The sequence below is a fragment of the Sphingomonas sp. MMS12-HWE2-04 genome (assembly GCF_044881185.1).
GTDB lineage: Bacteria > Pseudomonadota > Alphaproteobacteria > Sphingomonadales > Sphingomonadaceae > Sphingomonas.
In genome coordinates this window covers 531,510-542,438 of record NZ_CP173254.1, presented here as the reverse complement: position 1 = coordinate 542,438, position 10,929 = coordinate 531,510, and the positions used below count along the sequence as shown (strand labels likewise).

At 70.1% G+C, this 10,929-nt stretch carries 10 protein-coding genes; 7 read left to right on the top strand and 3 right to left on the bottom strand.

The window, feature by feature from the left end:
• Window positions 1–4: 4 nt before the first annotated feature.
• The 6 genes from gspG to AB2M62_RS02475 all read left to right on the top strand — a co-directional run bounded on the left by gspG (window position 5) and on the right by AB2M62_RS02475 (window position 6,833).
• Window positions 5–475, top strand: a complete 471-nt coding sequence (gspG, locus tag AB2M62_RS02500) for a type II secretion system major pseudopilin GspG (protein WP_404337519.1) — start codon at window positions 5–7, stop codon at window positions 473–475.
• A gap of 53 nt (window positions 476–528) precedes the next feature.
• Window positions 529–948 (top strand): type II secretion system protein GspH, encoded by a 420-nt coding sequence (locus AB2M62_RS02495; protein WP_404337517.1) that lies wholly within the window; start codon window positions 529–531, stop codon window positions 946–948.
• Window positions 945–1,307 carry a type II secretion system minor pseudopilin GspI gene (gene gspI / locus AB2M62_RS02490; RefSeq protein ID WP_404337516.1) on the top strand — a complete coding sequence of 121 codons (363 nt, stop codon included), beginning with the start codon at window positions 945–947 and terminating at the stop codon, window positions 1,305–1,307. The genes AB2M62_RS02495 and gspI overlap by 4 nt, the downstream gene beginning before the upstream one ends.
• A complete protein-coding gene (locus AB2M62_RS02485; protein WP_404337515.1) occupies window positions 1,304–2,122 on the top strand; it encodes a type II secretion system protein N in 819 nt (272 codons plus the stop codon). Before gspI ends, AB2M62_RS02485 begins: the two co-directional genes overlap by 4 nt.
• Before the next feature lie 10 nt (window positions 2,123–2,132).
• Window positions 2,133–4,193: a type II secretion system secretin GspD gene (gspD, locus tag AB2M62_RS02480; protein ID WP_404337513.1), complete on the top strand. Its 2,061-nt coding sequence runs from the start codon at window positions 2,133–2,135 to the stop codon at window positions 4,191–4,193.
• A 972-nt stretch (window positions 4,194–5,165) separates the two neighbouring features.
• A complete protein-coding gene (locus AB2M62_RS02475) occupies window positions 5,166–6,833 on the top strand; it encodes a hypothetical protein (RefSeq protein WP_404337512.1) in 1,668 nt (555 codons plus the stop codon).
• 18 nt (window positions 6,834–6,851) lie between these two features.
• On the opposite strand, the gene AB2M62_RS02470 is transcribed toward AB2M62_RS02475, so the two are convergent.
• Genes AB2M62_RS02470 through AB2M62_RS02460 form a run of 3 tightly spaced genes read right to left on the bottom strand, consistent with a single transcriptional unit; the run spans window position 6,852 to window position 8,250 of the window.
• Window positions 6,852–7,262 carry a hypothetical protein gene (locus tag AB2M62_RS02470; protein ID WP_404337510.1) on the bottom strand — a complete coding sequence of 137 codons (411 nt, stop codon included), beginning with the start codon at window positions 7,260–7,262 and terminating at the stop codon, window positions 6,852–6,854.
• Complete coding sequence (locus AB2M62_RS02465) at window positions 7,259–7,714, bottom strand: hypothetical protein (RefSeq protein WP_404337508.1); 456 nt, start codon at window positions 7,712–7,714, stop codon at window positions 7,259–7,261. The genes AB2M62_RS02470 and AB2M62_RS02465 overlap by 4 nt, the downstream gene beginning before the upstream one ends.
• On the bottom strand, window positions 7,711–8,250 hold the full coding sequence (locus AB2M62_RS02460) for a hypothetical protein (protein ID WP_404337506.1): 540 nt from the start codon (window positions 8,248–8,250) through the stop codon (window positions 7,711–7,713). The genes AB2M62_RS02465 and AB2M62_RS02460 overlap by 4 nt, the downstream gene beginning before the upstream one ends.
• 161 nt (window positions 8,251–8,411) lie before the next feature.
• On the opposite strand from AB2M62_RS02460, the gene AB2M62_RS02455 reads away from it, so the two are divergent.
• Window positions 8,412–10,901 carry an alkaline phosphatase PhoX gene (locus AB2M62_RS02455; protein WP_404337504.1) on the top strand — a complete coding sequence of 830 codons (2,490 nt, stop codon included), beginning with the start codon at window positions 8,412–8,414 and terminating at the stop codon, window positions 10,899–10,901.
• Window positions 10,902–10,929 lie beyond the last annotated feature (28 nt).

Below are 10,929 nucleotides of genomic sequence, written 5' to 3'. Positions count from 1 at the left end.
AGATTTGAAACAGTTTGGTGACATCGCACCGCTTGGCGATGCAGGCAAGCGCCGTCCGGTGCCGAATGGCGAACAGGGCTTCACGCTTTTGGAGGTAATGATCGTGCTGATCATCATCGCCGTGCTCGCAGGGCTGGTCGCCGTCAACGTGATGGGACGACCCGACGAGGCCAGAGCAACCGCGACCAAGACCAATCTTTCGACGATCCAGGGCGCGCTCAAGATCTACCGGCTCGACAATGGCAATTACCCGACCACCGAGCAGGGGCTGAAGGCGCTGAGCGAGCGGCCCACGGCACCGCCCGCGCCGACGAGCTGGCCCGAGGGTGGCTATCTCTCCACCCCCGCCGCCGATGGCTGGGGCAAGCCCTATGAATATAATTCCGACGGCAGCAGCTTCACGATCCGCGCGCTCGGGAAGGACGCCAAGCCGGGCGGCGAGGGCATCAACGCCGATGTGGAGGTGAAGGGCTGAGCCCCTTCCGCCCCTCTAACGACGGCGCCGAGAGGGGATTCACTCTCATCGAGATGCTGATCGTGCTCGTCATCATCGGCGTGATGGCGGGCGCAGTGTCGCTCGGCATCGGCAGCGTGACGCGCGCGCCGAGCGTCGAGACCGAGGCGCGGCGGCTGGCAACCCGGCTGCAGGCCGCGGCCGACGATGCGATGCTCGGCGACCGGGTGATCGCCTTCACGGCCGAAAAGCACGGCTATGGCTTTGCGACGATCAGCACCGACGGGAAGATGATCGCGCGCACCGACGATGCGCTGGGGTTTCACCAGCTGCCGGCGGGGATCGTGCTGACGCTCAAGGTGCGCCCCCCGGTGATCCTGGGCGTCGACGGATCGGGGCGCCCGATGTCGGCGGTGGTCGAAAGCGGGAGCAAGCGCTGGCTGGTCAATTATGATGGGTTGACCGCCACGGCGATGCCGGCACCGCAGACATGAGGAACGACGCACAGGAGGCGGGTTTCTCGCTGATCGAGGCGCTCGTCGCGCTCGCCGTGCTGGCGATCGCCACGGTCGGGCTGATGCGGACTGTGGAGGCGCATATCGATTCGACGCGCGGAGTCGAACGGCGGACGACGGCGATGTGGGTAGCCGAGAATTGGCTCGCCGAGATGGAGGCCCGCGCGCCGGACGGTGGCGAGCAGGTCGAGATGCTGGGCCAGCAATGGCGCGTCAGCGTTCGTCGGCGGCGTACCGACGATCCGGAAATCCAGCGCGTGCGGATCGAGGTATTCCCGGCCAACGAGAACGCGCCGCTTGCATCGCTCGACGGCTTCGTGGACGGACGCAAGCGATGATCCCTTCGCTCACGCCGCGCCAGGCGCGCACATCGCTCGACCTGCTGACCGGCGCCATGGTCGTCTCGGTGGCGCTGGCGCTTGCCGGGCTGACCTGGCGGATCGCGGGCCATGCCGGCACCGGCGCGATCACGATCCCCTCGGGGCGGAGCGGACCGGCGATGGCGCCCGACGTTGCCCAGGCGCTGGCGCTCGCCCCGTTCGGCAAGGCCGCGGCGACCGATGCCGCACAGCCCACCTCGCTGCCGCTCGAGCTCAGGGGCGTGATCGCCGCGGGCGCCTCACCGCTGTCGGTCGCCTATATCTCGGTGAGCGGGGCGACCGCCCTGCCCGTCCGCGTCGGCGAGGCGGTGAGCGGCGCTACGGTCCAGTCGATCCTGCGCGACCGGGTGCTGCTGGTGAATGGCGGGCGCACCGAATTCCTCGCCTTTCCCGATCCGACGCTGTCGCCCGAGCAGCGCCAGGCGGCGCAGCAACAGGCCGCGCAGCAGGCGCAGCCCCAGCCGGCCGCGCCGAACACCGCGCCTTTGCCGGGGGGCGGCACCGGCGCGCCGCCGCCGGGAGCTCCGCCGATCAGCACCGCGGGCGTGCTCCAGCGTTTCGACGCGACGCCGGTGAACGGCGGCTACCGGATCGGCGACAACGGCCCGCCCGGCATGGTCTCCGGCGACGTCATCCAATCGGTCAACGGCACCTCGCTGGCCGATCCCGCCGCCGCCAATGCTGCCTTCGCCGCGGCGCAATCGAGCGGCAATGCCCAGATTCAGATCCTTCGCGACGGGAAGCGGCTCACGCTCACCGTTCCGCTCCGCTAGAAAGACGCTTGTGAAGATTCGCACCGCCTTTGCCGCCCTTGCGCTCGCCGGGATCGCGCTCGACGCCGTCGCCGTGGCGCAGACCGCACCCGTCGCCGCGCAGGACGAGACGGCCGACGTGGTGATCAACATGCGCGGCGTCGAGATTTCCGACGTCTCGGACCAGATCTCGCGGATCACCGGGCGTACGCTGATCCTCGATCCCGCGGTCAAGGGCACGGTCACCGTCACCTCGGCGACGCCGCTGACGCCGGGCGGGGTGTGGGAGCTGTTCCAGTCGGTGCTGCGCGCCAACGGCTTCAGCGCCGTGCGATCGGGCCGGGCCTGGCGGATCCTGCCCGCTGCCAACGCAGTGCGCGATGGCGGCGTGCCGAGCCGCGGCGCATCGGGGCAGGAACTCGTCACGCGGATGGTGCGCCTCGCCAACGTGCCCTCGGCCGATGCCGCCCGCGTCGTGCGCCCGCTGGTCGCGACCTTCGGCAGCGTCGAGCCGATCACCGCGCCGAACGCGATCGTGATCACCGACTATGCCGACAATGTCCGCCGGATCGAGGCGATCGCCCGCCAGCTCGACGGCGGCGGCGGCGCGACCTTCGCGACGATCACGCTGCGCAACGGCAACGCCGCCGACGTCGCCCAATCGCTGACCACGGTGCTGGGCGAAGGCACGCGGGTCGCCGCCGATCCGCGCAGCAACACGGTGATCATCCGCGGCACCCCGGCTTCGGTGACCGAGGCGCGGCGGATCGCGGCCTCGCTCGACCTGCCGGGGGGCGCGACTCCGATCACCCGGATGTTCCGGCTGAACTATGCCGACGCAGAGACCGTGACCGAAGTGCTGCGCGGCGTGCTGGGCCAGGGCGAGAGCGCCGACAATCCAGTGGCGCGCAGCCTGTCGAGCTCGAACAGCAATCCCTTCGCCAAGCTGAGCAACAACACCCAGGGCATCTCGGCGCTGTCGAACAGCGCGGCCTCGACCAGCGGCGGGCTGGGCAGCGCGATGCAGGCGGCGGCGGGCACCACCACGCCGACGATGCAGAACAATCCGACGCCGACGCCGCAGGGCTTCAGCACGCCGGACATCACCGTCCAGCCCGCGCCCGAGCTCAACGCCGTGGTGGTGCGCGGCAAGCCGCAGGCGATCAATTCGATCGAGACGCTGATCACCGACCTCGACGTGCGCCGCCCGCAGGTGCTGATCGAAGCCGCGATCGCCGAGATCACCGGCGACGATGCCGAGGCGCTGGGCGTCCAGCTGGGCACCAGCGGCGCGGCGCTGAACGGCGTCGAGGGCGCGGGCACCTCGTTCGACACCGCAGGCCCCTCGCTCGGCACGATCCTGACCGCGCTGGGCGTGCCGGCGGGCAAGATCCTGGGCACCGGCTTCACGGGCAACGTCGCGATCGGCGACAATTTCTCGATCCTGGTCCAGGCGCTGGGCAGCTCGACCCGGGCGAACCTGCTCTCGACCCCGCAGATCACCGTGCTGGACAATGTCGCCGGCGAATTCGTCTCGGGCCAGAACGTGCCGTTCGTCACCGGATCGGTGCTGACCAATTCGACTTCGGTGAACCCCTATACCACGATCGAGCGCAAGGATGTGGGCATCACCCTGCGCGTGCTGCCGCGGATCAATGCGGGCGACACGATCCGGCTCCAGGTCAACCAGGAAGCCTCGTCGATCGCCGCGGCGCAGACCGCCGCCGCCTCCGACCTGGTCACCAATCGCCGCGCGATCAACACCACCGTGCTCGCCGACAACGGCCAGACGATCGTGCTGGGCGGGCTGATCACCGACGACCGCCAGGACACCCGCCAGCAAGTGCCGATCCTGGGCGACATCCCGATCGTCGGCGAGCTGTTCAAGAGCCGCAAGGAAACCCGGCAGAAGCGCACGCTGTTCATCTTCCTCAAGCCGACGATCCTGCGCGACCCCTCCGACGCGGCCGCCGCGGCGAAGGACCGTTATGCCCGGCTGCGCGCCGAGGAGCTGGAGAACAACAAGCGCCGCAGCCTGCTGCTCGCCGCGCCGACGCCGCGGCTCAGCGTGGAGATCGACGGGATCTACTGACCGCTCGGTTGACGATGTTGACACGAAAGGCGGTTCCCACCGGCCTCGGTTGACGGCGTGGCCGGGGCGGATGCCTAACGGCAGGGTCGGTCCGGCTTCGATCGTGCCGGGCGGGCCGGCTGGCGGCGTCGGTTGACACCGATTGACACCAAAGCGCACTTTTCGGGCTCGACGCCCCAGCCGCGCGGCGACACCGGACGCTTTGTGATTGCAGCATTTTCTCGGTCAGCCCGGCTCTCGACACGGGGCCGGTGGCAGCCAGCGGGGCGAGATCCCAAACTCTTTGGTTGGGCTGGAAAGTCCCAAAGGTCGCAGTTGTGGCGGGTTCGGTACCGAGGGATCGACCGCTCGCTTCTCACGCGTTGCCGCGACAGGCGGCGTCTCGCACGCCGCACTCCCCGATTGGTTTAATCCAACCATTCGGTTGGCCAGCGGAAATTCGAAGGCCACGCCCGTGCCGGACAGCACGCGACCCAAAGGGCGGCGGACGATGCGAAAGAGCGGCGAACCAAGTCGCGAATAGGACATAGTGTGCCGCAAGCGATGTTCAATCTTTGTTCTTACGCTCTAAAGGCTTTCGCGAGCTGGCCACTGGCCCTGTGCCAATCAGCTCGTAGCGTCAGAAAGACGGACCGGCAGGAAACGCCCAAATTGCCGATGTTCCTGTTTCCGTCACCCCGGCCTTGAGCCGGGGTCCCGCTTCTTCTGGAGTTTGGCGAGAGGCTCGAACAGATCATGCCGCTCGGGATTGAAGCCCTTGATCCCTGCCAAGAGCAAAAAGAAGCGGGACCCCGGGTCAAGCCCGGGGTGACGAAGAGAAGGTCCGCTTCCCACCCAATCTCGGAGATTCAGGCGCGCTGCCGAGAGCGGACGTTTCAGCGTTCGCGACGAAGCGATTGACCGGCTTCGGCTTGTGTACCAGCCTGGCGGAGCGACAAGAGCGGCGCCGCCGCTATCGGGGAGGTTCGGCGGATGAGAGACTCGATCGCGATCGTTGCGGCGCTGCTGATGGTGCCGGCCGGCGCCGCCGCGCAGGTTCATCCTGCAGCGCATGACCATCCCCAGGCCCGGCCCTCTCCGCACGATGCCGCGGCGATGGACCGGATGCCGGTCGAGCGGCTGGGCAGCGTCCGCTTCGAGACCTCCTGCGTGCCCGCCGTGCATGCGGCCTTCGATCGCGCGGTGGCGCTGATGCACTCGTTCCAGTTCGGCCGCGCCATCGCGGGCTATCGCGGCGTGCTTGCCACCGATCCCGGCTGCGCGATGGCCTATTGGGGCATCGCGCTGAGCAGCTGGGGCAATCCCTTTGCCGGGTTCAAATCGGCCGCGCAGATCCGGCAGGGGCTGGAAGCGGCCGATGCCGGACGCGCGGCGGCACCCAAGACCCGGCGCGAGCGCGACTATATCGAGGCAGTGGCGCTGCTCTATACCAACGCCGAACGGACCGGCCAGGAGGCGCGCCTGCTGACCTATGAAGCGGCGATGGCGAAGCTGGCGGCGGCCTATCCGCGCGACAGCGAAGCCAGCATCTTCTATGCGCTGGCGCTCGCCGCTGCTGCCGACCCGGCAGACAAAAGCTATGCCAAGCAGCTCAAGGCCGGGGCAATCCTGGAACGGCTGTTCGTCCGCTATCCCGACCATCCCGGGCTCGCCCATTATATCATCCACGCCTATGACGATCCGGCGCTGGCGTCGCGCGCAGCCGATGCGGCGCGGCGATACGGCAAGATTGCGCCGTCCACGCCGCATGCGCTGCACATGCCCTCGCACACTTTCACGCGGATCGGCGACTGGCAGGCCTCGATCGACACCAATTTGGCGTCGGCCGCCTCGGCGCGCGCGGCCGGCCAGCCGGCGGACGAACTCCATGCCAGCGACTATCTGGTCTATGCCTATCTCCAGACCGGGCAGGACGCGGCGGCGAAGCAGCTGGTGGACAGCGCCGCGCAGGTCTTCGCGCATTTCGACCCTGCGGCGGCCACCGGCGCGGCGCCGGTTTCATCGGCCTATTTCGCGCGGGCGGCGATTCCGGCGCGCTACGCGCTGGAGCGGCGGGACTGGGCGGCTGCGGCGAAGCTGGAGCCGGTGGCGAGCAAATTCCCCTATGCCGATGCGATCACCTGGTTCGCGCGCGGCCTGGGCGCGGCGCATCTGGGCGACAGCACCGCTGCCGGCGCCGCGATCGCGGCGCTCGACGCGATCCATGCAACGCTTACCAAGCTGGGCGAGACCTATTGGGCCGGGCAGATCGATATCCAGCGCCGCGGCGTGGCGGCGACACTGGCGCTGGCACAAGGCGATAGCGTGGGCGCGCTGGCGGGGATGCGCGTCGCCGCCGATCTGGAGGACCAGTCCGAGCTCAGCTCGGTGACGCCCGGGCCGCTGATGCCGGCCCGCGAGATGCTGGGCGAGATGCTGCTGGAGCGCAATCGGGCGGCCGAGGCCGGCGCGGCGTTCGAAGCGTCGCTTGTGCAGCAGCCCAACCGGTTCTGGTCGATCTATGGCGCCGCCGAAGCCGCCGAGGCGGCCGGGAAACCAGCGGTGGCGCGCCGCTATTACCGCAAGCTGCTCGCGCTCGCCGCGCGCGCCGACCAGCCGGGGCGGCCGGCGCTGAGCGCGGCACGCGCAGCCGCGAGATAGCGCGGCGCTCCGGGCGCCCTACTCCCCGGCGGGGAGCGGCACGCGGACGCGCTGGGCGCCGCGGGTGAAGAAGGCGGCGTCGATCGCGAGGCTGGCGAGTTGCCAGCCATCGATGCTCTCGCCGGGATGGAGCGTGCGGGTGGTGCCGTCGGCGCCGCGGACCAACGCGACGGCATCGGCGCCTAGCCGGCCGGCAATGCCGACCAGCGCAGGCGCATCCTGGGGCAGCGGCGCGTCGGCCCCGGACGCGGCGGCAAAGAGCGGGCGCTCATAGGCGGCGGCGAGATCGGGCAGCGCCGGGGCATCGAGCGGGGCTTCGCGGCTGGGCCCGGACGTCTCCCGGCCGGGCCACAAGGTGAGCAGCGCGGCAGGCGCGAGCAGCCCGAAGGCGGCGGCGGCGGCGAGCGCGCGGCGTTCGGGACGCGTCATTGCCACGGCGCGATCACCTCGCCAGTGAGGCGCACGCCCCCCGCGATCGGTTCGAGCCGCCAGCTGTGCAGCCGCATCAGGGGGCGTTCGCGCTCGAGCGCGTCGGCGAGCGCGATCACCGACTTTTCGGGGCCCGAGATGCGCAGCCGGAGCGCGGCGAGCGGGGCGCGGCGGACCGGCGCCGTCTCCTCGACCAGCACGCCGCCGGTCTTGGCGAGGCGCTGGACGCGGGCGAGGATGGCGGCGCGGGCACCTGCTTCGTCGGGCGCGCGGATCGCGAGATCGGGGGCGACGAGCGGGGCGGCGGGCGGCGCGCTGCGTTCGGCGGCGAGCTGCGCGCGGCTGGCGCGCTCGCCGGCGAGCCGATCGAGCGCGGTGCCCGCGGCGGGGGCGAGCAACGCGGCGGCGAGCAGCCCGGCGCCGGCGCCGATTGCAAGCGGAGGCAGCCTCATTCGGCGCTGCCCCGAAAGGCCGTGACGATCGCGCCATCGGCCTGGCGCTGGCCGATCGCGCGCAGCCGCCCAAAGGCCGGATCGCGGCGCAGCGCATCGCGCAGGGCATCGGGATCGGGCGCGGTGGCGTCGATCTCCAGCGCGCCGTCGCCGCTGCGCGCCGCGCGGGCGAGCGTGGCATTGGCAGGCAGCGCGCGGGCGAGCAATTCGAGCGTGGCGCCCATCGTCGGCTGGCGCAGCGTATCGGCGAGCAGGTGGCGGGCGGCGGCCGCGGCGTCGCGCGCGGCGACCTGCGGGGCAATTTCGGCGCGGAGCTGGCTGGCGGCGTGGCGTTCGCGCGCGGCAAGCAGGTTCGCGCCGGCGATCGTCAGCAGCGGGGCGAGTGCGATCAGCCCGGCAACCAGCGCCGGAACGCGCCAGCCCTGCGTGACCTCGGGCGCGCGCGGCGCGCGCGGCGCGCGCGGCGCGCGCGCACGGGCAAGTGCCCGGTCGACCAGGCTGGGAGGTTCGTCGCTATCGGGCTTGCCCGCGTCCATCGCGGTGCGCTTACGCGCAGCCGAGACGAAGCGCAAAGTGTCACAATTGCCGTGCCAGGAGTCATCGTCGCGAAACCTGCATCGCATGATGGCGTAAGACGGCCCTCCCAAAGCGGCAGGCGAACCGGATCGCAGGGGTCCGGGGGATCCTGGGGGATTTCATGACCGAGCAGAGCCTTACGCCCTTCGGCTATTCCGATGGCGATATCGACACCAACCGCAGCACCGCGATCACGCTCAACGAGCTTGCCGACCAGCGCCTGTCGCGCCGGAACATGCTGCGCGGCGGCGGCGCACTGATCGCCGCAACGCTGGGCAGCTCGCTGCTCGCGGCGTGCGACAACCAGGATTTCGGCCCGAACGACAGCGCCCCCACCGTCGATGCCGGTGCGGCGGCGACCGTCAGCGGCGGCCGTCTCGTGACGCTTTCGGGCACGGCGAGCGACGATCGCGCAGTGGGCGCGGTTTCGTGGACGCAGACCGCGGGCACGCCGAGCGTGACGCTGACCAATGCGAGCAGCCTCAAGCCGACCTTCATCGCCCCTGCCGTGAGCGCGGCGACGACGCTGACCTTCCAGTTCACCGCCATCGACGATACCGGCCATTCGACCAGCGCCACCACCAGCGTGACGATCAACCCGGCCGCATTGGGCTTCACCGCGGTCGCCAAGAACAAGCTCGACGTCGTCACCGTGCCGACCGGCTACAAGGTGCAGGTGATCAACCGCACCGGCGATCCGGTGCTGGCGGGCGTGCCGGCGTACAAGAACGACGGCAGCGACACCAATTTCGCCGGCCGCATCGGCGACCATGGCGACGCGCTCTATTGGTATGGCCTCGCCGCGACCGGCACGACGCGCGACGCGACGAGTTCGACCCGCGGGCTGCTGGTGCAGAACCACGAGAACATCAACATCCAGTATCTCCACCCCGCCGGCCCGACCAACAACACCACCGCCGGTCCGCGCCCCGAGGCCGAGGCGATCAAGGAGATCGAATGCCACGGCGTCAGCGTCACCGAATATAGCGTCACCGCGAACGGCAGCTGGACGTTCAACCAGGCGAGCACGCTCAACCGCCGCATCACCCCGAACACGCCGATGGCGTTCAGCGGGCCGGCCAAGGGATCGGACCTGCTCAAGACCGCCTATTCGACCGACGGCACCACCGGCCGCGGCACGATCAACAACTGCGCGAACGGCACGACGCCCTGGGGCACGGCGATCACCTGCGAAGAGAATTGGGCAGGCTATTTCCGCCGCCCCTCGGCCGATGTCGCCGGGCGCAGCGCCAAGGAGCTGACCGCGCTCAACCGCTATGGCGTGACCGGCAACGGCAATTTCAGCTGGGCGACCGTCGTCCCCGCCGATGCGACCAGCACGATCTTCCGCCGCTGGAATGCCAGCGCATCGGGCGCCTCGGCGACAGCCGACTTCCGCAACGAGCCCAACCAGCTCGGCTGGATCGTCGAGATCGATCCCTATGACGCGACCAAGACGCCGCGCAAGCGCACCGCGCTGGGCCGGCTCGGGCATGAGGGCTGCTGGCCGGGCGCATTCGTCGCGGGCAAGAAGCCGGCCTGGTATATGGGCGACAATTCGCGCCGCGAATATCTCTACAAGTTCGTCTCCGCGACCGCCTGGGCGGAAGCCGATGCGACTGCGGCGGACCGGCTCGCGACCGGCGACAAATATCTCGACAACGGCACGCTCTATGTCGCCAAGTTCAACGCCGATGGCAGCGGCCAGTGGCTGCCGCTGGTGTTCGGCCAGAACGGCGTGACTTCGACCGCGGCGGTCTATCCGTTCGCCGACCAGGCCGATGTGCTGGTCAACGCCCGCCTCGCCGCGGACGTGGTCGGCGCGACCCCGATGGACCGCCCCGAATGGACCGCGGTCAACCCGGTGACCGGCGAGGTCTACCTCACGCTGACCAACAACAACGCCGCCGGCCGCCCGCTGAACGGCACCGACGCGGCCAATCCGCGCCACTATAACGATCCGTTCGGCGCGGCGGCGACGCCGTCTTACGGCAACCCCAACGGCCACATCATCCGCCTGAAGGAAGCCGGCAACACCACCGAGGCGACGGCGTTCACCTGGGACATCTATCTGTTCGGCGCCGGGGCCGATCTCGACCCCGCCAACATCAACCTTTCAGGGCTGACCGCCGATCAGGATTTCTCGAGCCCCGACGGCCTCTATTTCAGCCGGCCGACCAACCCCGCCGGGCAGGTCAAGCCGCTGCTGTGGATCGAGACCGACGACGGCGCCTATACCGACGTGACCAACTGCATGCTGCTTGCGGCGATGCCGGGCAGCGTGGGCGACGGCGGCACGCGGACGATCACCAACACCGGCACCGGCGGCGCAACCGCGACGCAGGCAACCCGCATCGGCGCGGCACCGACCGCGGCGACGCTCAAGCGCTTCCTGGTCGGCCCGGTGGAGTGCGAGATCACCGGGATCGACTCGACGCCGGACGGCCGGACGCTGTTCGTCGGCATCCAGCATCCCGGCGAAGGCGGCAGCGCCGCCGCACCGACCAGCCACTGGCCCGACAGCCAGACCGGCGCCGCGGCGGCGACGGTGCGCCCGCGTTCGGCCGTGGTGGTGATCACCAAGGAAGACGGCGGCGTCGTCGGGCTCTGAACCCTTTCCACCCCACCTCAAGGGGGAG

Bases quoted from the DNA above. Each gene is read 5' to 3' on its own strand.
- AB2M62_RS02465 (WP_404337508.1), bottom strand. From the start codon at position 7,714: ATGAGGCTGCCTCCGCTTGCAATCGGCGCCGGCGCCGGGCTGCTCGCC.
- AB2M62_RS02475 (WP_404337512.1), top strand. From the start codon at position 5,166: ATGAGAGACTCGATCGCGATCGTTGCGGCGCTGCTGATGGTGCCGGCC.
- gspI (WP_404337516.1), top strand. From the start codon at position 945: ATGAGGAACGACGCACAGGAGGCGGGTTTCTCGCTGATCGAGGCGCTC.
- AB2M62_RS02495 (WP_404337517.1), top strand. From the start codon at position 529: ATGCTGATCGTGCTCGTCATCATCGGCGTGATGGCGGGCGCAGTGTCG.
- AB2M62_RS02485 (WP_404337515.1), top strand. From the start codon at position 1,304: ATGATCCCTTCGCTCACGCCGCGCCAGGCGCGCACATCGCTCGACCTG.
- AB2M62_RS02455 (WP_404337504.1), top strand. From the start codon at position 8,412: ATGACCGAGCAGAGCCTTACGCCCTTCGGCTATTCCGATGGCGATATC.
- AB2M62_RS02460 (WP_404337506.1), bottom strand. From the start codon at position 8,250: ATGGACGCGGGCAAGCCCGATAGCGACGAACCTCCCAGCCTGGTCGAC.
- AB2M62_RS02470 (WP_404337510.1), bottom strand. From the start codon at position 7,262: ATGACGCGTCCCGAACGCCGCGCGCTCGCCGCCGCCGCCGCCTTCGGG.